Source organism: Brevirhabdus sp., assembly GCF_052826345.1.
The window spans coordinates 12946-35949 of record NZ_JBRBUA010000022.1 but is presented as its reverse complement, the minus strand read 5'-3'; the positions used below and the strand labels follow the sequence as shown (position 1 = coordinate 35949).

Below are 23004 nucleotides of genomic sequence, written 5' to 3'. Positions count from 1 at the left end.
GGCGCCGCCGAGGCTGTAGCCCGCCATGACCTGCGCGATCTGCATCACCTGTTCCTGATAGACGATGATGCCCTGCGTTTCCTCAAGGATGTGGTCGATCAGCGGATGGACCGAAGTGATCTCCTTCAGGCCGTTCTTGACCTCGCAATAGGTGGGGATGTTTTCCATCGGGCCGGGCCGGTAGAGCGCGACCAGCGCCACGATATCCTCGATGCAGGTGGGCTTCATCCGCCTGAGCGCATCCATCATGCCCGAGCTTTCCACCTGGAACACCGCGACGGTCTTGGCGCTGGCGTAAAGCCGGTAGGATTTCTCGTCGTCCAGCGGGATGTGCCCGATGTCGTTTTCCGCCCCCGGCGCGGGCGTGTAGATCGTCGTGCCATCGGCCGCGACATGCAGATCCCGCCCGCCCGCGCGGATCAGATCGATGGCATTCTGGATCACCGTCAATGTCTTGAGGCCCAGGAAGTCGAACTTGACCAGCCCCGCCTGTTCCACCCATTTCATGTTGAACTGCGTGGCCGGCATGTCCGAACGCGGGTCCTGGTAAAGCGGCACCAGCGCGTCCAGCGGCCGGTCCCCGATCACCACGCCGGCGGCATGGGTCGAAGCGTTCCTGAGCAGCCCCTCGACCTGCTGACCATAGCGCAGCAGCCGTTCCACCACCTCCTCGGCGCGGGCCTCCTCGCGCAGGCGCGGCTCATCTATCAGGGCCTGGGCGATCGACACCGGCTTGACCCCCTCGACCGGGATCAGCTTGGACAGCCGGTCGACCTGGCCATAGGGCATCTGCAACACCCGTCCCACGTCGCGCACGGCGGCCTTGGACAGCAGCGCGCCGAAGGTGATGATCTGGCCGACCTTCTCGCGGCCGTATTTGCCCTGCACGTAGCGGATCACCTCTTCGCGGCGGTCCATGCAGAAATCGATGTCGAAATCGGGCATCGACACGCGTTCGGGGTTCAGGAACCGCTCGAACAGCAGCGAATAGCGCAGGGGATCCAGATCGGTGATGGTCAGCGCATAGGCCACCAGCGACCCCGCGCCCGACCCGCGGCCGGGGCCGACGGGAATGTCGTGATCCTTGGCCCATTTGATGAAATCGGCGACGATCAGGAAATAGCCCGGAAAGCCCATCCCCTCGATGATGCCCAGCTCGAACTCCAGCCGTTTCTCGTAGTCCTCGACGGAGGCGGCATGGGGGATGACGGCCAGCCGCGCGGCCAGCCCCTCCCTGGCCTGCCGGCGCAGCTCCTCGACCTCGTCGTCGGCGAAGCGCGGCAGGATCGGGTCGCGCTTTTCGACCTTGAAGGCGCAGCGCCGCGCGATCTCGACCGTGTTTTCCACGGCTTCGGGCAGATCGGCGAACAGCGTCACCATTTCCTGCTGCGTCTTGAAATAATGCTGCGGCGTCAGCCGACGGCGCGGCTGCTGCTGATCGACATAGGCCCCGTCGGCAATGCACAGCAGCGCGTCATGCGCCTCGTAAAGGTCGGATTTGGGGAAATGCACGTCATTGGTTGCGACCAGCGGAATGCCCTTCCGATAGGCCATCTCGACAAAGCCTCGCTCGGTCAGGCGTTCGGCCTCCGGCAGGCCGCCGTCGCCGGGGTGGCGCTGCAATTCCACGTAAAGCCGGTCGCCGAAACCCTCCGCCAGCGCATCGAGCAAGGCCTCGGCCCGGGGCCGCTGTCCGGCCTGCAATAGCTGCCCCAACGCGCCGTTCGGCCCGCCGGTCAGGCAGATCAACCCGCCGCTCAGCGCCTGCAATTCCGCCACGCTGACCTGCGGCAGCTCCCCTTCCGCGTCCAGATAGGCGCAGGAATTCAGCTTCATCAGGTTTTCATACCCGGCCGCGTCCTTGGCCAGCAGAACCACCGGGGCGGGTTCGCGGGGGCGCTCTCCCGGGGCGGGGATGTCGTAGCACAGATCGAGCTGACAGCCGATGATCGGCTGTATCCCGGCGCGCGCCAATGTCTCGGACACCTCGAGGGCGGCGAACATGTTGTTGGTGTCGGTCACGGCCACGGCGGGCATGGCTGCCTTCGTGCAGAGATCGGCGAGTTTCTTCACCGGAACCGCCCCCTCCAGAAGGGAGTATTCCGTGTGCAGGCGAAGGTGGATGAATCGGGGCATGTCCATGCCGCCAACCTAGACCAGCCCGGCGGCGGGCGGAAGGGAGAGAGCACCGCCGCACGCCGCGCTCGGCGGCCGCCCCCCCGCAGAGCCACAGCGCAGGAATTGAACGGGGCGACCCCGATCAATTGTTTTGAAACAGTAGTTTGTGGAAATTCCGCCGACGGGCGCGCGCCGCCAGCCCGCCCGCCGTCCTCAGAAAATTGTTGCCAAGGCGCCCTTCCCGCGCTTTGCTGGATGCCGACACCGGGTGGCCCGCGTTCTACGCCGCATCGAGCGCGCCAACTCCCCTGACCCGAATGGTAACGCGGCGGATTTTCAAATGTCGGAGATCACGTTTCTTCTGAACGGAGAGACGGTGCGGATCGGGGATGCCCCGGCAAGCGCCACATTGCTCGACTGGCTGCGCGAGGAACGCGGCCTGAAAGGCACGAAGGAGGGCTGCAACGAAGGCGATTGCGGCGCCTGCACCGTGATGGTCACGGATGCGCAGGGCGCGCGCGCGCTCAACGCCTGCATCCTGTTTCTGCCCCAGCTCGACGGCAAGGCGCTGCGCACGGTCGAGGGCATCGCGGCCCCCGACGGCACATTGCACCCGGTGCAACAGGCGATGGTCGACCACCACGGGTCGCAATGCGGCTTCTGCACGCCCGGTTTCGTGGTCTCGATGGCCGTGGCGCATCTGAACGGCCAGCGCGACCACGACGACCGGCTGGCGGGCAACCTGTGCCGCTGCACCGGCTATGCCCCCATCGTGCGCGCCGCCGAAGCCGCCGCCGACGCCCCGGTGCCCGGCTGGATGCACCACGACGCGCAGAACCTGCCGCGGCGCGCGGCACCCCGGCCCGCGCAACCCGAAGCGCCCGAAGGCTGCGACTGGATCGCTCCGACCGATGTGGACGCCTTCGCCGACTGGTACGCCGCCAACCCCGAGGCCACGCTGGTCGCCGGCGCCACGGATGTGGGCCTTTGGGTGACGAAGGGGCTGAAACCGCTGGGCAAGGTCGCTTTCCTGAACGGGTTGGAGGCCCTGCAAGGCATCGACACGGACGCGGACCGTCTGCGCATCGGCGCGGGCGTCAGCGTGGCGCGCTTCGGCAATTTCATCGCCGAACACCATCCCGATCTGGCGGAGCTCATCCGCCGCTACGGCTCGGTTCAGGTCCGCGGCGCGGCCACCGTCGGGGGCAACATCGCCAACGGCTCGCCCATCGGGGACAGCCCGCCCGCGCTCATCGCGCTGGGAGCGACGCTGCACCTGCGGCGCGGCGCGCAGCGGCGCGATCTGGCGCTGGAGGAGTTCTTCCTCGACTATGGCAGGCAGGACCGCCAGCCCGGCGAATTCGTCGAGGCCGTGAGCATCCCGCGCCAGCCCGACCGGCTGAAATGCTACAAGCTGTCGAAACGCTTCGATCAGGACATCTCTGCGGTTTGCGGCTGTTTCAACCTGCGCGTGGACAACGGGGTCGTCAGCGACGCCCGGCTGGCCTTCGGCGGCATGGCAGGCACGCCCCGGCGCGCCCCGCAGGCCGAGGCCGCGCTGATCGGGCGGCCCTGGTCCGAGGCGACCGCCCGCGCGGGCATGGCCGCGCTGGAGCGCGATTTCAGCCCGCTGTCGGACATGCGGGCCTCGGCCGACTACCGGATGGTGGCCGCACGGAACATGCTGCTGCGCCTCTGGGCGGAAACCGCACCCGGCGGCGCGCGCCAGAGCGTGCTGGAGGTGCAACCATGAGCGTCACCCGCCCCCTGCCCCACGATTCCGCCGCCCTGCATGTCACCGGCGCCGCGCGCTACGTCGACGACATCCCCGTCCCCGCCGACACGCTGCACCTGGCCTTCGGGCTGTCGGAGATCGCGAAAGGGCGCATCATGCGCATGGATCTGTCGCAGGTCCGCGCCGCGCCCGGCGTGCGCGCCGTGCTGTGCGCCGATGATCTGCCGGCGGAAAACGATGTCTCGCCCTCGGCCCATGACGAGCCGCTTCTGAGTACGGGCGACGTGCATTACATGGGGCAGGCGCTCTTTCTGGTGGTGGCCGACAGCCATCTGGCCGCGCGCCGCGCGGCGCGGCTGGCGCAGGTCGATTTCGCGCCCGAACCGCCCGTGCTGAGCATCGAACAGGCGCTGGCGTGCGGTGCGCGTTTCGAGGAGGGTCCGCGTTTCTATCGCAAGGGGGACGCGGACGCGGCCATCGCCGCGGCGCCGCACCGGCTGGAAGGCTCGATCGCGATCGGCGGGCAGGAACATTTCTACCTCGAGGGGCAGGTCGCCCTGGCGCTGCCGCAGGAAAACGGCGACATGGTGGTGCAATCCTCCTCGCAGCACCCGACCGAGATCCAGCACAAGGTGGCCGAGGCGATCGGCCGCCCGATGCACGCCGTGAGGGTGGAGGTGCGGCGCATGGGCGGCGGCTTCGGCGGCAAGGAAAGCCAGGGCAACGCGCTGGCCGTCGCCTGCGCCGTCGCGGCGGCGGCCACGGGACGGCCCTGCAAGATGCGCTATGACCGCGACGATGACATGATCCTCACCGGCAAACGGCATGATTTCCGCATAGATTACAGCGTCGGCCATGACGCATCCGGGCGTATCGGGGGGATCGTCTTTACCCAATACGCGCGCTGCGGCTGGAGCCAGGATCTTTCGCTTCCCGTCGCCGACCGCGCCATGCTGCACGCCGACAACGCTTATCTGCTGGAACATGTGCGCATCGAAAGCCACCGGCTGCGCACCAACACCGCCTCGGCCACGGCGTTTCGCGGGTTCGGCGGACCGCAGGGCATGGTCGGGATCGAGCGTGTGATGGATCACATCGCTTTCGACCTGGGGCTGGATCCGCTGACGGTGCGGCGGGTGAATTACTACGCCGATGCGCAGGCCGATGCTGTAGATGCCTCCGGCGGGGATATTTCGGCGACAATGAGGGTGCCCCCCAGCCCGGACGACGATGTCGATCTGACCTCGCGCGGCGCGGTGGGGCATGGGGTAGATGCGGGGGTACATGCGCCCGCGCCTGCCCGCGGCGCGCAGACCACGCCCTATCACATGGCGGTCGAGGATTGCATCGTGAACGCGCTGACCGACCGGCTGGCGCGGGATGCGGATTACCGGGCGCGCCGCGCGGCGCTGGCGCGGTGGAACGCGGAAAACGCGATACTGAAAAAGGGAATCGCGCTGACGCCGGTGAAATTCGGGATCAGCTTTACCCTGACGCATCTGAATCAGGCGGGCGCGCTGGTGCATGTTTATCAGGACGGGTCGGTTCACATGAACCACGGCGGCACCGAAATGGGCCAGGGCCTGTTCCAGAAGGTGGCGCAGGTGGCGGCGGATCGCTTCGGGATCGGCGTCGACCGGGTGCGCATCACCGCCACCGACACGGGCAAGGTGCCCAACACCTCGGCCACGGCGGCATCGTCGGGGTCGGATCTGAACGGCATGGCGGTGCGCGCGGCCTGCGACACGATCCGCGGGCGCATCGCGGATTTGCTGGCTGCGCAACATCAATGCGACGCCGCCGATGTGCGCTTCGCCGACGGAGAGGTTCTTGTGGCGGGCGAGCGCATGGCTTTCCGCAAAGCGGTGCAGCTGGCCTATGAGAACCGCGTCAGCCTGTCGGCCACCGGGTTCTACAAAACCCCCGGTATCGAATGGGATCGCGTCGCCGGGCGCGGACGACCCTTCTTCTATTTTGCCTATGGTGCCGCGATAACCGAGGTGGCGATCGACACGCTGACCGGCGAAAACCGCATTCTGCGCACCGATATCCTGCACGACGCGGGCGCGTCGCTGAACCCGGCGATCGACCGGGGCCAGATCGAGGGCGGCTTCGTGCAGGGCGCGGGCTGGCTGACCACCGAGGAGCTGGTCTGGGACGAGGCGGGTCGCCTGCGCACCCATGCGCCCTCGACCTACAAGATCCCGGCCTGTTCGGACCGGCCACGGGTGTTCAACGTGGCGCTCTGGGACGGGGCCAACCGGGCCGACACGATCTATCGGTCCAAGGCCGTCGGGGAACCGCCGCTGATGCTGGGCATCTCGGCACTGATGGCGCTGAGCGATGCGGTGGCGGCCTGCGGCGACGGCCGGATCTATCCGCAGCTCGACGCGCCCGCCACGCCGGAGGCCGTGCTGAGGGCGGTGCGCCGCGTGCGGGGGGAGGTGTGATGCTGGATCTGGCCGCCCTGCGCCGCGCGGTCGAGGAGCACGACCGGGTCGTGCGCGTGGTGATCGCCGATCATCGCGGCTCCGCGCCGCGCCATGCGGGTGCCGCGATGCTGGTGTGGCGGGACGGGCAGTCCGGCACCATCGGCGGCGGACGGCTGGAACATGAGGCGCTGCGCCGCGCGCGTCTTCAACTGGCGCAGCAGCGCCCGGTGGAGACGCGCGCCCAGCCGCTCGGCCCCGCGCTGGGCCAATGCTGCGGCGGCGCCGTGACGGTGGTGTCGGAATGTTTCGACCGCGCGCGGCTTGCGCAGCTTGGTGAGCACGGCGCGTTTCTGCGGCCCATCACGCCCGCCGCGGAACATGCGGGCGCGCCGCCCAAATCCTTGCAGCGGCTGTTGCGCACCCGCCACCTGCCGCCCGTCACCCTTCCGCCCGTCACCCTGGCGCGCGGCTGGCTGCTGGAGCCGCTGTTCCGACCCGCACGGCATGTGATGATCTACGGCGCGGGCCATGTCGGGCGCGCCCTGGCAACGCTGCTCGTCCCGCTCGAGGATTTCGACGTCACGCTGACCGATGCGCGCGCGGATCTTCTGGCGGACCTTCCCGACCGGCTGATCCTGCGGGCCGATGTGCACAGCGCCCTGGACGCGGCGCCCGATACCACGGAACATTTCGTGATGACGCACGACCACCAGCTGGATCTGGACCTTTGCCACAGGCTGCTGGCCCGCCCCGCCGCATCCGTCGGGCTGATCGGATCGCAGACCAAACGCGCGCGTTTCCGCAGGCGATTGCAGCAGCTGGGCCACAGTCTTCACACGATCGACCGCCTGAAATGCCCGATTGGCCTGCCGGAGCTTGGCAACCAGCCCCAGGCTATCGCAATCGGCGTCGCGCACACCCTGCTTGCCCAGCCGCCGATCACCGCCCTGCGAAAGGAAGCCGCCGAATGACGCCGCAGACGCCCTTGCTGACGATCGAAGGGTTGACCAAGGCCTATCCCGGTGTGGTGGCCAACGACCGCGTCGACCTGCGCGTCGGCACCGGGGAGATCCACGCCCTGCTGGGCGAGAACGGCGCCGGAAAATCCACGCTGGTCAAGATGATCTACGGCCTGGTCAGACCGGACAGCGGCCAGATGCTGCTGGACGGCACCCCCTATCACCCCGCCGACCCGAATGCCGCGCGTGCCGCGGGGGTGGCGATGGTGTTCCAGCACTTCTCGCTTTTCGATGCGCTGAGCGTGGCGGAAAACATCGCCCTGGGCATGAGCGATCCGCCGCCCCCCCGCGCACTGGCCGGTCGCATCCGCGCGGTCAGCGAAACCTACGGGCTGCCGCTGGACCCCGACCGCACCGTCGGCGGGCTGAGCGCGGGCGAAAGGCAGCGCGTGGAAATCATCCGCTGCCTGTTGCAGGAGCCGCGCCTGCTGATCATGGACGAGCCCACGTCGGTGCTGACCCCGCAGGAGGTCGAGATCCTGTTCCGCACCCTGCGGCAGCTGTCGCGGCAAGGCACGTCGATCCTCTACATATCCCACAAGCTGGAGGAGATCCGCAGCCTCTGCCATGCCGCGACGATCCTGCGGCTGGGGCGAAATGTCGGCGCCTGCGATCCCGTGAACACCTCGGCGCGCGCAATGGCCGAACTGATGGTCGGCTCCGCCCTGCACCGCCCCGAGCGCGACATCGCGTCCCCCGGTGCGGTGCTGCTGCGGCTCGACGGTCTTTCCGCCGCGCCCGCCAGCCCCTTCGGCACGGCGCTGAAGGCGATCACCCTGGAGGTCCGCCGCGGCGAGGTTCTGGGCATCGGCGGCGTGGCGGGAAACGGGCAGGACGAGCTGCTCGCCGCGCTTTCGGGCGAAATCCTGACCGCCGCCACGATGATCCGCCTCGACGACACCGCCATAGGCGCGCTGCGCCCCAACGATCGCCGACGGCTGGGCCTGCTGTGCGCCCCTGAGGAACGGCTGGGCCACGCGGCCGCGCCGGACATGAGCCTGACCGAGAACGCCGCGCTGACCGGCGCCATTCGGCAGGAGATGCTGAAAGGCGGATTTCTCGACTGGAAAAAGGCCCGCCGCTTCGCCGGGGCGATCATCGAGCGTTTCGACGTGCGCACCCCCGGCCCCGGCCACGCCGCGCGCTCCCTTTCGGGGGGCAACCTGCAAAAATTCGTCATCGGCCGGGAAATCCTGCAACGCCCCGACGTGCTGGTGGTCGACCAGCCGACCTGGGGCGTCGATGCCGCCGCCGCGGCCGCGATCCGTCAGGCGCTGCTCGACCTGGCCGCGAGCGGTGCGGCGGTGATCTGCATCAGCCAGGATCTCGACGAGCTGATGGAAATCTCCACCCGCTTCGCCGCGCTCAACGAAGGCCGCCTGACCCGCAGCCGCCCCACGTCGGAAATGAACACCGAAGAGATCGGCCTGATGATGGGCGGCGCGCACGACATGGAACCCGCACATGCCCCGGCATAGCGCGCCCCCCTCCCCCTCATCCGAGCGGAAATATCCCCGCCGGAGGCATACGACCCCGCCGCCGACATGCCCGCCGCCCGTGGTCCTGCCGGGGCGGCGCGACCGCGGACAGGCAAGCGCGTGCACCACTGGAAAGACCCGATGATCAAGCTCGTCAAACGCTCCGAACCGTCCCGCCTGTGGGCCCTTCTGTCGCCTGTCCTTGCCGTCGTGCTGACGATGGCCGCGGGCGGGCTGATGTTCACGCTGCTGGGCAAGGACCCGCTGGAGGCGATCCGCACGATTTTCTGGGACCCGCTGTTCAACGAACAGTTCGCCTCCTACTCGCGCCCGCAGCTGCTGGTAAAGGCGGGGCCGCTGATCCTGATCGCCTCCGGCCTGGCGCTGGGGTTCAGGGCAGGGATCTGGAACATCGGCGCCGAGGGGCAGTACATCATCGGCGCGATCTGCGGCGCGGCGGTCGGGCTTGCGCTCTATCCGCTGGACAGCGTGATCGTCTTTCCCCTGATGGTGATGGCGGGCGCGCTGGGGGGCTGGGCCTGGGCGATGATCCCCGCCGTCCTCAAGGTCTATTTCAACACCAACGAAATCCTTGTGTCGCTGCTGCTGGTCTATGTGGCCGAACAGCTGCTGGCGTCGATGTCGCTGGGCCTGCTGCGCAATCCCGAGGGCGGCGGTTTTCCCGGATCGCGCAATTTCCAGCAATATGACGCTGCCGCCAACCTTGAACTGATCCCCGGCACGGGGCTGCACTGGGGGGTCGCCGCGGCCCTTGTCGCGGTGATCTTCGCCTATGTGTTGCTGGCACGCCACCAGATGGGGTTCCATATCCGCCTGATGGGCGAAAGCCCCCGCGCGGCGCGGTTCGCGGGCGTGCGCCCCGGTCGGCTCGTGTTCTTTTGCCTGGGGATATCGGGCGGGCTGGCCGGCCTCGCCGGATTGTTCGAGGTCACCGGGCCGGCGGGGCAGATCAGCATCGATTTCAACTCCGGCTACGGCTTCACCGCGATCATCGTGGCGTTCCTCGGGCGCCTGCACCCCGTGGGGATCCTGCTGGCGGGGCTGCTGATGGCACTGACCTATATCGGCGGCGAGCTGGCGCAGTTCATGCTGGGCGTGCCCGCCGCCGCGATCCAGGCATTCCAGGGAATGCTTCTGTTCTTTCTTCTGGGCGTGGACGTGTTTTCCAACTATCGCCTGCAATTCGGTCGGGGGGAGGTCGCCTGATGGACCTGTCGGCAATCAATCCACTCGTTCTGATCACCTCGCTGATGGTGGCCTCCACGCCGATCCTGCTGGCCGCGCTGGGCGAGCTGGTCGTCGAAAAGGCCGGGGTGCTGAACCTGGGCGTCGAGGGCATGATGATCACCGGCGCGATCTGCGGCTTCGCGGTCGCGGTGGAAACCGGCAGCCCGGCGCTGGGCATGCTGGGGGCGATGCTGGGGGCGGCGCTGCTGGCGCTTGTCTTCGGGGTCCTGACGCAGGTGCTGCTGTCCAACCAGGTGGCGACCGGGCTTGCGCTGACCCTGTTCGGGCTGGGGCTGTCGGCGCTGTTGGGGCAAGGCTACGTCGGGCTGAAACCGCCGCATATGCCGCAGATCCACATCCCCGTGCTGTCCGACATTCCGGTGCTGGGCCAGGTCCTGTTCCGCCACGACGCGCTGGTCTACATCTCCATCGCGCTGGTGGCGGCGGTCTGGGCGCTGCTGCGGTTCACCCGTGCGGGGCTGGTGCTGCGCGCGGTGGGGGAAAACCACGACGCCGCCCATGCGCTGGGCTACAAGGTGGTGCGCATCCGCCTCATGGCGATCACCTTCGGCGGGGCCTGCGCGGGGCTGGGCGGGGCCTATCTCAGCCTGGTGCGCGTGCCGCAATGGACCGAAGGCATGACCGCGGGCGCGGGCTGGATCGCGCTGGCGATCGTGGTCTTTGCCAGCTGGCGGCCCTGGCGCATCCTGCTGGGTGCCTATCTGTTCGGCGGCGTGACGGTCTTGCAGCTGAATTTGCAGGCGGCGGGCCTTGCCGTGCCGGTCGAATACTTGTCCATGTCGCCGTATCTGATAACCATCCTGGTGTTGGTTATCATGTCCGCCGACCGCACCCGCACCGCTCTGGGCGCTCCGGCGTCACTGGGCCGTGTCTTTCATGCCTCCAGCTAGGGGGCGACAAATCTAGACAAGGGCGCCCGCAAGCGCCCGCATCATCCTAGGGGAGCTACCGATGAAGCTGCTGAAATCCGCCCTCGTCGCCATGATGGCGCTGGGCACCGCCCTGCCCGCGCTGGCCGAGAGCCACGCGAAAACCAAAGTCGGGTTCATATTCGTGGGCCCGATCGGCGACGGTGGCTGGACCTATGAGCACAACCAGGCCCGTCTGGCCGTCGAAAAGGAATTCGGCGACAAGGTGGAAACCGTCTATCAGGAAAGCGTGCCCGAAGGCGCCGACGCCGAACGCGCGATGACGCAGATGGCGCTGTCGGGGGCCAATCTGATCTTCACCACCTCCTTCGGCTACATGGACGCCACGATCAACGTCGCCAAGAAATTTCCCAATGTCAAATTCGAGCACGCCACCGGCTACAAGCGGGCCGAGAACGTATCGACCTATTCCGCCCGCTTCTACGAGGGGCGCGCGGTGCAGGGCCTGCTGGCCGGCAAGATGACCAAGACCAACAAGATCGGCTATATCGCCTCCTTCCCGATCCCCGAGGTCATCCGCGGCATCAACGCCGCCTATATCCAGGCCAAGAAGGTCAACCCCGATGTCGAATTCAAGGTGGTCTGGGCCTACACCTGGTTCGATCCCGCCAAGGAGGCCGACGCCGCCAAGGCGCTGATCGAACAGGGCGCCGACGTGATCTTGCAACATACCGACAGTACCGCGCCGCAGGCCGCCGCCGAAAAGGCGGGCAACGTCTATACCTTCGGCCAGGCCTCCGACATGGCGGAATACAAGCCCAAGCCGCGCATCAGCTCGATCATCGACAATTGGGCGCCCTACTATATCGAACGCACCCGCGCCGTGATGGACGGCACCTGGACCAGCACCGACACCTGGGACGGCATCAAGGAAGGCATGGTCAAGATCGGCGAGATCACCGACGCTGTCCCCGCCGAGCTGCGCGCCGAGGCCGAAGCGCTGAAGGACAGCATCGCCTCGGGCGAGGTGCACCCCTTCACCGGGCCGCTGAAAAAGCAGGACGGCAGCGATTGGCTCGCCGAGGGCGAAACCGCCGACGACGCCACGCTGGCGAGCATGAACTTCTACGTCGAAGGCCTGACCGGCAGCATCCCGAACTGAGCCTTGGCGCTGTGACGATGAGGGGGCCCGGCAGGTTTGCCGGGCCCTTTGCGCTTCGTGGTGCTGGTAAGCGATGCCACGGCTCGAAGTGCAATGTCGGTTTTGAGCCCAAACCTTCCGAATGGTGCAAAGCCGCTAAATGATCCGTTGCTCCAGCTCGGCAGGATCGGCAACGTCGACATGCCAGAAGGCGCGCGCTTCAGCCGGGAGCTTGGCCAAAACGCGCTCGAAGTCTCTTCCGTTGGTGCAGCGCCGAACCGCCCATGCTGTCGCCTCAATCGCATTGTCCGGCGTTAGGTTGTGGTTCACCCGCACCTCTTTGACTTCCGAGATGAGCGTCTCTCGGTCGTCAAACGCCGCGCGAGGCTCCGTAACATCCCAGTTCTGAAGAAAAATCGCGCGAAGCACGCTGGGCAAGACACTTGCGAAGTTCAAACCCTCCTGAGCGGTCAGACGACGCCGGAACACCTGAAAGACCGCATCGACCGCCGTGTAAGCCATGTTGTCTGACTCAAGAGACATGCGCTCTTTCACGTCATCGAGGAAAGCGCGCCATTCTCTGGAGGCGTGCCGATATGTCCACGGCATTGGCATGGGTCGCTGGTTCCTTGGGCGGCATCGTCGCCGACACTCTTATCTAACTCTCCGGTATTTGTCGAAGAAACCAACGGCAGCTTTGTCCGCATAGCGGACATCAAGCATGCAAGGCCCCCGAAGATTTCTTCGAGAGCCTTTGCTCGACACGCCTGCGCCCTCACAGGAGTTTCGGTGAGGGCTGCACCCCGAAGGGCAAAGAGCTGGAGGTTCGCCGGGCCTATTTCATCGGTAATCGTTAAGACACAGATACGGGCGTCGCTGCGGGCGCGCGCCCTTTTCGCGCTCAGATCACCTTGCGCGCGACGGCGGTTTCGGGATCTCCGGTGTTGGGCGTGCCTGTCGGCTCGATCAGCAGCAGGTGAGCCTCCTGGCGGGCGACGGGGCGATGCTCCACGCCTTTGGGGATCACGTAGATCTCTCCGGCCTTCAGGGTGATCGTCCGGTCGCGCAGCTCGATGTCGATCTCACCCTTCAGCACCAGAAAGAAATCATCCGTATCGGGATGGGAATGCCAGGTGAATTCGCCCTCGACCTTGACCACCATGACGTCGTGACCGTTGAACAAAGAGACCGTCCGCGGCGACCAGCGCTCGTCGAAGGTCGAGAGTTTTTCGGCAAGATTGATCGCATCCGTCATCGGAGCCTCCTTTGTGATGTCGCCGTTGCGCTATCACGACCCCGGCGTCCGGACCAGCGCGCGCAGGCATTGCCCGATTGCCCCGCGGGATTTCATGTGAAACCTTAGCAGCTTGTCCTTGCAGAAAGACCGCCATGCCCAGTGATCGCCCGCTTGATCTGCCCGACACCGCCGCCCTGCGGGGGGTGGCCCCCGGCGGCCGGCTCGATGCGCCCTCGGCGCGGCGCAACATGGACCCTATCCTGGCGGTGCTGCGCGATCACGCGCCCCGCGCCGGGCTGGCGTTCGAGATCGCCAGCGGCACGGGCCAGCATGTCGCGCAATTCGCCGCCGCCCTACCCCACCTGAGCTGGCAGCCCAGCGATCTGAACCCCGAGAGGCTGGCCAGCATCGCGGCATGGACGCAAGACATGCCAAATGTGCGCGCGCCGATCCGCTTCGACGCCGCGGCAGCGCCCGTATCAGAGGCTGCAACAAGGACCGCAACAAGGACCGCGCTGGCGGGCGATGGCGAAACTGCCGGGGCCGTCCCTTGGCCCACCCCGGGGCCCAATCTGATCGTGTTGGTGAACCTGTTGCATCTGGTGACCGCCGCCGCCGCGCGGCGCATCGTCACCGGCGCGGGCGCCGCGCTGGCGCCGGGGGGTGTGTTTATCCTCTACGGGCCGTTCCGGCGCGCGGGGCAGTTCGCCAGCGCGGGCGACGCGCAATTCGATGCCAGCCTGCGCGCGCAGGACGCGGCGCTGGGCTACAAGGATACCGACGACATGGCGCGATGGGTGGCAGACGCGGGGCTGGCACTGGTCGAGCGCAGGGAAATGCCCGCGAACAACCTGTGCTACATCCTGCGCCGCCCGCAATAGCGCAGGCGGCAGCGGCGGGCGGGGGCCTTTCTCAGGCGCCCCTCAGGCTCCCGCTCGGGCCGTTTCAGGCCGTTTCAGGCCGCGGGGCGGTAGGTTTCGCTGCCCACGGTGGGGTATTCCAGCGGCGGATAGGCTTCGGGTTCGCGCTGCAACTGCGGGAAGGTCTGCCAGATCCGTTCCTTCAGCTGGCTGTCCATCGCATCGAGCGAGGCCGCCGACAGCGACGCGCTTTCGACCGGCAGGCCGTTGACGCAGAAGACCTGCGGCGTGTCGAACACCAGATGGTAGAATTCGGCGCCGTCGACGGTGCGGTCGACATAGGCCGCATCGGAACTCTCGGCCAGCGCGGCCGCGCTCATCAGGGCGTTGCCGGTGTCGGCCACGTCATGCAGCCGGTAGCCGGGAATCAGCACCTTGTGGTTGGGGGCGAGCACCAGATCGCGCTGGGGCATCATCGGCCCCACCGCCCGCGGCTTCAGCCGCACCGGCGCCAGATCGGGCCGCGCGGCCAGCAGATCCGTATCCAGTTGCCGTTTCCAGATCATCCGCACGGGCTGCAACCCGTTGCTGCGTGTCACCACCAGATCGTCGACCCGCAGCAGTTCGATCCTGCGCGCCCCGCAGGGTGTCCTGACCTGCGCCCCCGCCATCAGGCCGCCGCTGAAACTTAGTCCGGCCAGCAACGCCGGATCGTGCTCGCTGATTGCGCTCACTGCTCTGTCCTCTGTTCTGTCCCTTGTTTTTCATAACAGTGCCAGATAGTGGCGAAAATCTGAAACAAATTTGACCAACTTGAGAGAAACCGGCATTCGCCCGCTCAACCGTCCAGGCGTATCCGCGCATTGGTGGGGTCATAGGGGCTGTCCTCGGTCACTTCCGCGTCCCAAAGCCCGCCCATGATGCGCACTTTCAGCTTCTGCCCCGGCACCGCCATGTCGGGCGCGACATAGCCCATGCCGATGGATTTGCCGAAGGCCACCGAATAGCCGCCCGAGGTCAGCCGCCCGACCCGCCGCTCGCCCGCGTAAAGCGCCTCGCGCCCCCAGGGGTCGGCGTCCTCGGGGCCGTCGATCAGCAGGGTGACGCATTTGCTGCGGATGCCCTTGGCCTCCATCGCGGCCTTGCCGTGGAACTCTTTGCCCATGTCGACGAAGCGCGGCAGGTCGGCCTCCAGCGGGGTGGCGTCGCGGCCCAGCTCGTTGCCGAAGGCGCGGTAGCTCTTTTCCTGCCGCAGCCAGTTCTGCGCCCGCGCGCCCACCAGCTTCAGCCCCGAGGGCTCGCCCGCCTCCATCAGCCGGTCGAAGAGGTGGTTCTGCATCTCGATCGGGTGGTGCAGCTCCCAGCCCAGCTCGCCGGTGTAGGCGACGCGGATCGCGTTGACGGGGACCATGCCCAGCTCCACCCGGCGGGCGGAAAGCCAGGGGAAGCGCTTGTTCGACAGGGCGGTCGCGGAATCGGCATCGCGGATCAGGCGCGACAGCACCTCGCGCGCATTCGGCCCCGCCAGCGCGAAGACGCCCCATTGCGTGGTGACGTCCTGCACCTCGATGTAGCCCAGATCGCCCATCCGGTCGGCGGCGGCCTTGCGCAGGTAATCGCCGTCGTATTCGGTCCAGGCGCCGGCGCTGACGAGGTAGTATTCGTCCTGCGCCAGCCGCACGATGGTGTATTCGGTGCGCGTGGTGCCCGCATCGGTCAGCGCATAGGTCAGGTTGATGCGCCCCACCTTGGGCAGCTTGTTGCAGGTGAACCAGTCCAGGAACGCCGTGGCGCCCGGCCCGCGCACGATATGCTTGGTGAAGGCCGTGGCGTCGATCAGCCCCGCGGTCTCGCGCACCGCGCGGGCTTCCTCCACCGCGTATTGCCACCAGCCGCCGCGGCGGAAACTGCGCGCGGCGTGATCGTCGAAGCCCTGCGGCGCGAAGTAATTCGGCCGCTCGAACCCGTTGACCGCGCCGAACTGCGCGCCACGCGCGGCCATGCGGTCGTAGCAGGGCGCGGTGCGCAGGGGCCGCGCGGCGGGGCGCTCCTCATCCGGGTGGTGCAGGATATAGACGTGCTCATAGGCCTCTTCGTTCTTGGCGACCGCGTAGTCGGTGGTCATCCAGCGGCCATAACGGCGCGGATCGAGCGAGGCCATGTCGATCTCCGCCTCGCCCTCGACCATCATCTGCGCCAGGTAGTGCCCCGCCCCGCCCGCCGCGGTGATGCCGAAGGAAAAGCCCTCGGCCAGCCACATGTTGCGCAGCCCCGGCGCGGGGCCGATCAGCGGGTTGCCGTCGGGGGTGTAGCAGATGGGGCCGTTGAAATCATCCTTCAGACCCACCTGTTCCGACGAGGGAATGCGGTGGATCATCGACATATATTCCTCCTCGATCCGCTCCAGATCCAACGGGAACAGATCGGCGCGGAAGCTGTCGGGCACGCCATAGGCGAAGCGCGCGGGCGCGTTGCGCTCATAGGGGCCGAGAATCCAGCCGCCGCGCTCCTCGCGCACATACCACTTGGCATCCGCGTCGCGCAGCACCGGGTGCTGGTCGTGGCTCTTGCGCCATTCGACCAGCGCGGGGTCGGGTTCCGTCACGATATACTGATGCTCGACCGGGATCGCGGGGATCTTGAGCCCCAGCAGGGCAGCGGTCCGCTGCGCATGGTTGCCGGTGGCGGTGACGACATGTTCGGCAGTGATGACGGCCCGCTCGTCCGAGGGCACCAGATTGCCGCCCTTTTCGACCATTTTCGTGACGCTCACGCGCCATTCGCTGCCGGTCCATTCATAGCCGTCGACTTGCCAGCGCCGCTCGATCGTCACGCCGCGCTGGCGCGCGCCCTTGGCCATCGCCATCGTCACGTCGGCGGGGTTTATGTAGCCGTCGGTGGGGTGATAGATCGCCCCCTTCAGATCCTCGGTGCGCAAGAGCGGCCAGCGCTCCTTGATCTGGGCCGGGGTCAGCCATTCGTGCGGCACGTCGACCGTTTCGGCGGTGGCGGCATAAAGGCGGTATTCATCCATCCGCGCCTCGGTCTGCGCCATGCGCAGGTTGCCCACCACGTAGAATCCCGCGTTCAGGCCCGTCTCCTCCTCCAGCGTCTTGTAGTACTTGATGGAATAGTCGTGAATCCACGTGGTCGCGTAGCTCATGTTGAAATAGGGCAGCAACCCCGCCGCGTGCCAGGTGGAGCCCGCCGTCAGCTCGTCGCGCTCCAGCAGCATGACATCCTGCCAGCCCGCGCGCGCCAGGTGATAGGCGATGGAGGTTCCAACCGCGCCGCCGCCGACGACCAGAGCTTTGACATGGCTTTTCATGGATGTGATTCCTCTCGTTCCGTTGGCGCCAAATTGACCGAACCGCGCCGCGATGGACAGGTGGAGCCGACCGATCAGGGTGCGAAACCGACAAGTCCCGCGCTTGGCCGCCGCCGCGCGCCCGGCGGCAAGGCAGCGGCGGGCGGGCGGCGGGGGTCTGCGAGCCGACACCGCCCGGCCCCGCGCGGCCCCCGTGGTTACTTGCCCCGTCTTGCGCCGCATCGTAGAACGAACGGACCCTCGCCCGAGCTATGGATGAACCATGCAGATTTGCGAAACGAAACAGGCGATCCGCGCCGAAGGCGCCCGGTATCGCGCCGCCGGCGACACGGTCGCCCTGGTGCCCACCATGGGCGCGCTGCACGCGGGCCACATGTCGCTGATCGCCGCCGCGCGCGAACACGCCTCGCGCGTCGTGGTATCGATCTTCGTCAACCCGTCGCAGTTCGAGGATCCCGCGGATCTGGAGAAATACCCGCGCGACACCGAGGCCGATCTGGCGATGCTGCGCGCCGCCGATGTCAATGCGGTGTTCCTGCCCTCGGTCGAGGAGATCTATCCCGAGGGCGATGAAACCATCGTCGAGACCACCCAGATGGCCAACATGCTGCACGGTCTCCTGCGCCCCGGCCATTACCGGGGGGTGGCGACGGTGGTGTGCAAGCTGTTCAACATCGTCGGACCCGATGTCGCGGTGTTTGGCGAAAAGGATTATCAGCAGTTGCAGGTGATCCGGCAGATGGTCCGCGATCTGCACATGCCGCTGCGCATCGTCGCCGCCCCCACGGTGCGCGAAGACGACGGGCTGGCCCTGTCGTCGCGCAACCGCAGGCTGACACCCGAAGACCGCGCCGCCGCCACCGTGCTGTCGCGCGCGCTGAACGCCGCGCAGGCCCGCGCCGCCGAAGAGGACGGCGTGCTGGTCGAGGAACTGCACCACCTGATCGCGGACACGATCCGCGAGGAGCCCCGCGCGCGGCTGGAAGCCGTCGACATGGTCGCAGTCGGCAGCCTTGAGCCGGCTTCGGGCCCGCTGACGGGTCCGGTGGCCTTTCTGGTATCGGCGGATTTCGACGGTATCCTGCTGATCGATCAGACGATCATCCACCCCCATCCCAAAGCCGGAGCCCGGACATGAGCACCCAGAAACCCATCCGCCGCATCACCGTGCCCCAGATCGCCGCCCGCAAGGGGGGCGCACCGATCATCTCGTTGACCTCCTACCACGCGCATACCGCCGCGATCGTCGATCGTTATGCCGATTTCATCCTGGTGGGCGACAGCCTGGGCATGGTGATGCACGGCATGGAAAGCACCGTGGGCGTGCCGCTGGATCTGATGATCATGCACGGGCGCGCCGTGGTGCGCGGCACCAGGCGCGCGCTGATCGTGGTCGACATGCCGTTCGGCAGCTATGAGGAAAGCCCCAACATGGCCTTCCGCAACGCGGCCCGCATCATGAAGGAAACCGGCTGCGGCGCGGTCAAGCTGGAAGGCGGCAAGCGTATGGCCGAGACCATCCGCTTTCTGACCGAGCGCGGCATCCCAGTGATGGCGCATATCGGCCTGACCCCGCAGTCGAGCCACGTCATGGGCGGCTTCAAGACGCAGGGCCGCGACGAAGACAGCTGGCCCGCGCATGAGGAGGACGCCCGCGCCGTGGCGCAGGCCGGGGCGTTTTCGCTGGTGCTGGAAGGCATGGTCGAACCGCTCGCCGCGCGCATCACCCGGCAGATCGACATCCCCACCATCGGCATCGGCGCCAGCGCCGACTGCGACGGCCAGATCCTGGTGCTGGAGGACATGCTGGGCCTGAACCCGACCCCGCCCAAATTCGTCAAGGTCTACGGCGCCTTGGGCGAGATGATCGAACAGGCGGTGTCCGACTACGCCGATGAGGTCAAGTCGCGCAGCTTCCCCGGCAAGGACCATACCTACAGCTGAGCAGGGCGGCCCCGGTCGCCTGGGGTCCTTGGGGTTCTTCCCGAAAATCTCCATGAAAAAGGCCCCCGCAGTTCCCTGCGGGGGCCCGACGCCTGTGGGTCGCTTTCGCCGTTCAGAAGCTGACCTCGACATGCTTGCCAAGATCCGGCTTGCGGTCGCGATCCATGTTCGCCTTGGCGATTTCCAGGCCGAAGTGGAACGGATTGCCGTCGGTCGCCCAGATCGCGGCGTCGCGCAGATCCAGGCACAGCAGCGTCACCCCGGGGTCGCGCCGCCCGTCGTCGAAAAAGGCCGCGGCCACGACCGACCAGATCTCGTCCAGCTTGGCCTCATCGTGGCGCACCGAGATGTCGCCGCGCATGCAGGCGTAATAGTCGTTCTTCTTGCCGACGAAGGTGAACATCGCCGAACCACCCTGCCCCACGGCGGAGACCAGATCGGTATCGCGCGAGGTGATAAACCAGATCTTGCCTTCGATGCGGTCGAAATAGGGGGTCATCGGCTGCATGTGCCGCCCCGATCCATCCACGCCCAGCATACCGGCGTGCAGATCGCCCAGCTGATCGAACAGCTGGGCTTTCGCGTCGGCATCTGTTTTGTTCAGATCGACCATTACTTGTGCCTCGCGGCCCATTCATCGACCTCGCGGCGGGCATCCTCCTTGGTCTTGCCGTAGCGTTCCTGGATGGCGCCTTCCAGCTTGTCGCGATTGCCCGCGGTCTGGTCGAGGTCGTCATCGGTCAGCTCGCCCCACTGCTCGCGCGCGTGGCCCTTGAACTGCTTCCAGTTGCCTTCGATCTGATCCCAATTCATCACAATACTCCTACTGTTACACTGCTGAGGGAACGTATGGCCCCTTCCGCTTGTTCCCTCCGTGACAGAGCGATCTGCGAAAAAGACGAGACCCGGCGTGATCCTGACCGGCAGGGCGGGTCCGGCAGTATGAAACGAACAGACGGAGAGACCATGATGCATTCCCTATCCCGCTTGATGACGGCGGCCACCTTCGGTGCGGCCCTTCTCGTCGGCAACGCGGCATGGGCCGCGCAATGCGGCAACACGGCCTCGGGCTATGACGCCTGGAAATCACAGTTCGCGCAAGAGGCGGCGGCGGCGGGCATCGGCCAGCGCGGCCTGTCTGCCCTGGCGGGCACCAGCTATGCGAAGCGCACCATCAGCGCGGACCGCAATCAGAAAAGTTTCAACTATTCGCTCGACAAGTTCATGCAGATCCGCGGGTCCGCCACGATCGTCAAGCAAGGGCGCAAGCGCAAGGCCAGGAATGCCGCGCTGTTCGACCGGCTGGAACGCAGGTTCGGCGTGCCCGCGGGCGTGCTGATCGCGATCCACGGGATGGAAACGGGGTTCGGCAACTTCATGGGCGACAGCAACGTGCTGTCGGCGATCGCGACGCTCGCCTATGATTGCCGCCGCTCGGATTTCTTCACCGATCACCTGATGGCCGCGCTGAAGCTGACCGACAACGGCGTGATTTCCGCCAATTCCATCGGCGCGCGCCACGGCGAGCTGGGCCACACCCAGTTCCTGCCCGGCAACGCGCTGCGCTATGGCGTGGACGGAAACGGCGACGGTCGGCTGGATTTGAACAATTTCGCCGATGCGATGGCCTCGACCGCCAATTACCTCAGTCAAAAGGGGTGGCAGCCCGGTCAGGGCTATCAGGAAGGCCAGCCGAATTTCCGCGTAATCAAGGAATGGAACGCGGCCGGCGTCTATCAGAAAGCCATCGCCATCATGGCCAAGAAGATCGACAGCTGACGCGGGACAGGCGCCCGGGGGTCCCGCATTGCGGGACTTTCCGCCCGGCCCCGCAGGTTCGGGCGGAAAATCCCGGGCGGTGCATCACAGCATCGCGGGGACGACCAGATCCGGCGGGCGGTGCCCGTCGGCGAAGGTCTTGATGTTGATCAGAACCTTCTCGCCCATTTCCAGCCGCCCCTCGCGGGTCGCCGATCCCATATGCGGCAGCAGCACCACATTGGTGAGCTCGCGCAGGCGCGGGTTGATCTCGGGGCCGCGCTCGAACACATCGAGGCCCGCGCCCGCGATGTCGCCCGCCCGCAGCATCCGCGTCAGGGCGTTCTCATCCACCACCTCGCCGCGCGAGGTGTTGACCACCACCGCCGTGGGTTTCATCAGCTTCAGCCGCCGCGCGTTGATCAGATGAAAGGTCGAGGGCGTGTGCGGGCAGTTCACCGACAGGATGTCCATGCGGCTGACCATCTGGTCGAGGCTTTCCCAATAGGTCGCCTCCAGCTCCGTCTCGACCTCCGCGCGCAGGCGGCGGCGGTTGTGATAGTGGATCTGCATTCCGAAGGCCTTGGCCCGCCGCGCCACCGCCTGGCCGATCCGGCCCATCCCCAGGATGCCCAGCCTGCGCCCGCCGACGCGCCCGCCCAGCAGCGCGGTGGGCGACCAGCCGGTCCAGGATCCCGCCTGCATCAGCGCCAGCCCTTCGGGACTGCGGCGGGTGACGGCGAGGATCAGCGCCATCGTCATGTCGGCGGTGTCCTCGGTCACCACGCCGGGGGTGTTGCTGACCAGCACGCCGCGCTGGCGCGCGGTTGCCACGTCGATGTGATCCACCCCGGCGCCGTAATTCGCGATCAGTTTCAGCCGCTCGCCCGATTGCGCCAGCAGCGTCGCGTCGATCGTGTCGGTCACGGTGGGCACCAGAACATCGGCGCCGCGCATCGCCTCTGCCAGCGCCTCGCGCGACATCGCGGTGTCGCTCTCGCTGAGGTTGACGTCGAAAAGCTCCTTCATCCGTGTCTCGACTGCCTCGGGCAACCGTCGCGTGACGACAACACTCAGACGTTTGGCGGGCATTGGCTGTCCTCCCAGACTTTCACAAGCGAGCTGTTCGTGGCAAACTGCCCCAGTCTTGGGCGAGGAACAAGCGTCGGGATGCGTCTGCGTCAGGCAGATGGATGAAAAGGACACCATTGCAGGCGGTTCCATGATTTCAGCGAAATGCAAGGCACTGGCCATCGCGGCCGCCCTGGTCTGGGCGGGACCGCTGGCGGCGGATATCACGCAGGACGGCGCGGCGGGCGACGGTGCGGTCGCGGTGGAACGCGGCCCGGTCACCAATCTGCCGATCCCGCGCTACGTGTCGCTCAAGGCGAAAGAGGGCAACGTGCGGCGCGGCCCGTCGCTGACCCATCGCATCGACTGGGTGTTCACCCGGCGCGACATGCCGCTGGAAATCACCGGCGAATACGGCAACTGGCGGCGCGTGCGCGATCAGGAGGGTTTCGGCGGCTGGGTCCACTACTCGCTTCTTTCGGGTGTGCGCACCGTGATCGTCAAGGAAGACCTGACCGCCCTGCGCGCGGAACCCAACGACCGCGCCCGCCCCCGCGCCTATGCGGAATCGGGCGTCATCGCCAAGCTGGGCGAATGTATCGAGGAATGGTGCTCGCTGTCCGTCGAAGGACAGGAGGGCTGGGTGCGCAAGGCCGTCGTCTGGGGCGTCGACGACAGCGAAACCCGCCAATAAGGCACCACCCGCCGGGGCCTTCCCCGGAACATCCACCGCGGCGTCGACCGC

20 protein-coding genes are annotated in these 23004 nt (G+C 66.9%); 12 read left to right on the top strand and 8 right to left on the bottom strand.

Features of this window, described 5'->3' with window-relative positions:
- The coding region (gene dnaE / locus ACU0BR_RS03970) for a DNA polymerase III subunit alpha (protein ID WP_446155548.1) at positions 1–2142 on the bottom strand (2142 nt) is incomplete at its 3' end.
- A gap of 316 nt (positions 2143–2458) precedes the next feature.
- Between dnaE and xdhA the strand changes: the two genes are divergently transcribed.
- The 7 genes from xdhA (at position 2459) to ACU0BR_RS03935 (ending at position 12082) form a co-directional block, all read left to right on the top strand.
- Positions 2459–3871: a xanthine dehydrogenase small subunit gene (gene xdhA, locus ACU0BR_RS03965; protein ID WP_446155547.1), complete on the top strand. Its 1413-nt coding sequence runs from the start codon at positions 2459–2461 to the stop codon at positions 3869–3871.
- Positions 3868–6303, top strand: coding sequence for a xanthine dehydrogenase molybdopterin binding subunit (gene xdhB / locus ACU0BR_RS03960; RefSeq protein ID WP_446155546.1), 2436 nt, complete (start codon positions 3868–3870; stop codon positions 6301–6303). The genes xdhA and xdhB overlap by 4 nt, the downstream gene beginning before the upstream one ends.
- On the top strand, positions 6303–7256 hold the full coding sequence (gene xdhC / locus ACU0BR_RS03955) for a xanthine dehydrogenase accessory protein XdhC (protein ID WP_446155545.1): 954 nt from the start codon (positions 6303–6305) through the stop codon (positions 7254–7256). The genes xdhB and xdhC overlap by 1 nt, the downstream gene beginning before the upstream one ends.
- Entirely contained in the window at positions 7253–8782 is a 1530-nt protein-coding gene (locus ACU0BR_RS03950) for an ABC transporter ATP-binding protein (RefSeq protein ID WP_446155544.1), read from the top strand. Before xdhC ends, ACU0BR_RS03950 begins: the two co-directional genes overlap by 4 nt.
- 141 nt (positions 8783–8923) lie before the next feature.
- Positions 8924–10009 carry an ABC transporter permease gene (locus ACU0BR_RS03945; protein WP_446155543.1) on the top strand — a complete coding sequence of 362 codons (1086 nt, stop codon included), beginning with the start codon at positions 8924–8926 and terminating at the stop codon, positions 10007–10009.
- The gene (locus ACU0BR_RS03940; RefSeq protein ID WP_446155542.1) at positions 10009–10941 is read left to right on the top strand and encodes an ABC transporter permease; all 933 of its coding nucleotides are present in this window, start codon (positions 10009–10011) and stop codon (positions 10939–10941) included. Before ACU0BR_RS03945 ends, ACU0BR_RS03940 begins: the two co-directional genes overlap by 1 nt.
- A 61-nt stretch (positions 10942–11002) precedes the next feature.
- Positions 11003–12082: a BMP family ABC transporter substrate-binding protein gene (locus ACU0BR_RS03935; RefSeq protein ID WP_446155541.1), complete on the top strand. Its 1080-nt coding sequence runs from the start codon at positions 11003–11005 to the stop codon at positions 12080–12082.
- 135 nt (positions 12083–12217) lie between these two features.
- Here the strand turns inward: ACU0BR_RS03935 and ACU0BR_RS03930 are convergent, their stop codons facing one another.
- Complete coding sequence (locus ACU0BR_RS03930) at positions 12218–12676, bottom strand: DUF2267 domain-containing protein (protein WP_446155540.1); 459 nt, start codon at positions 12674–12676, stop codon at positions 12218–12220.
- A gap of 286 nt (positions 12677–12962) precedes the next feature.
- Entirely contained in the window at positions 12963–13316 is a 354-nt protein-coding gene (locus tag ACU0BR_RS03925; RefSeq protein ID WP_446155539.1) for a cupin domain-containing protein, read from the bottom strand.
- A 134-nt stretch (positions 13317–13450) separates the two neighbouring features.
- Between ACU0BR_RS03925 and ACU0BR_RS03920 the strand changes: the two genes are divergently transcribed.
- Positions 13451–14179 carry a DUF938 domain-containing protein gene (locus ACU0BR_RS03920; protein ID WP_446155538.1) on the top strand — a complete coding sequence of 243 codons (729 nt, stop codon included), beginning with the start codon at positions 13451–13453 and terminating at the stop codon, positions 14177–14179.
- 74 nt (positions 14180–14253) lie between these two features.
- On the opposite strand, the gene ACU0BR_RS03915 is transcribed toward ACU0BR_RS03920, so the two are convergent.
- Positions 14254–14892, bottom strand: a complete 639-nt coding sequence (locus ACU0BR_RS03915; RefSeq protein ID WP_446155537.1) for a Hint domain-containing protein — start codon at positions 14890–14892, stop codon at positions 14254–14256.
- Positions 14893–14996: 104 nt separating this feature from the next.
- Positions 14997–17486 carry a GcvT family protein gene (locus ACU0BR_RS03910; protein WP_446155536.1) on the bottom strand — a complete coding sequence of 830 codons (2490 nt, stop codon included), beginning with the start codon at positions 17484–17486 and terminating at the stop codon, positions 14997–14999.
- 262 nt (positions 17487–17748) lie between these two features.
- Between ACU0BR_RS03910 and panC the strand changes: the two genes are divergently transcribed.
- Positions 17749–18624 carry a pantoate--beta-alanine ligase gene (panC, locus tag ACU0BR_RS03905; protein ID WP_446155535.1) on the top strand — a complete coding sequence of 292 codons (876 nt, stop codon included), beginning with the start codon at positions 17749–17751 and terminating at the stop codon, positions 18622–18624.
- Complete coding sequence (gene panB / locus ACU0BR_RS03900) at positions 18621–19430, top strand: 3-methyl-2-oxobutanoate hydroxymethyltransferase (protein ID WP_446155534.1); 810 nt, start codon at positions 18621–18623, stop codon at positions 19428–19430. The genes panC and panB overlap by 4 nt, the downstream gene beginning before the upstream one ends.
- Before the next feature lie 112 nt (positions 19431–19542).
- On the opposite strand, the gene ACU0BR_RS03895 is transcribed toward panB, so the two are convergent.
- Together ACU0BR_RS03895 and ACU0BR_RS03890 are read right to left on the bottom strand one after the other, a co-directional pair.
- Positions 19543–20043, bottom strand: coding sequence for a pyridoxamine 5'-phosphate oxidase family protein (locus ACU0BR_RS03895; protein WP_446155533.1), 501 nt, complete (start codon positions 20041–20043; stop codon positions 19543–19545).
- The gene (locus ACU0BR_RS03890) at positions 20043–20243 is read right to left on the bottom strand and encodes a CsbD family protein (protein WP_446155532.1); all 201 of its coding nucleotides are present in this window, start codon (positions 20241–20243) and stop codon (positions 20043–20045) included. Before ACU0BR_RS03890 ends, ACU0BR_RS03895 begins: the two co-directional genes overlap by 1 nt.
- Positions 20244–20399: 156 nt before the next feature.
- Between ACU0BR_RS03890 and ACU0BR_RS03885 the strand changes: the two genes are divergently transcribed.
- Positions 20400–21209, top strand: coding sequence for a lytic murein transglycosylase (locus tag ACU0BR_RS03885; RefSeq protein ID WP_446155550.1), 810 nt, complete (start codon positions 20400–20402; stop codon positions 21207–21209).
- An 84-nt stretch (positions 21210–21293) separates the two neighbouring features.
- Here ACU0BR_RS03885 and ACU0BR_RS03880 read toward each other — a convergent pair whose 3' ends face one another.
- Entirely contained in the window at positions 21294–22280 is a 987-nt protein-coding gene (locus tag ACU0BR_RS03880; protein ID WP_446155531.1) for a 2-hydroxyacid dehydrogenase, read from the bottom strand.
- Positions 22281–22410: 130 nt separating this feature from the next.
- On the opposite strand from ACU0BR_RS03880, the gene ACU0BR_RS03875 reads away from it, so the two are divergent.
- A complete protein-coding gene (locus ACU0BR_RS03875) occupies positions 22411–22953 on the top strand; it encodes an SH3 domain-containing protein (RefSeq protein ID WP_446155530.1) in 543 nt (180 codons plus the stop codon).
- Positions 22954–23004 lie beyond the last annotated feature (51 nt).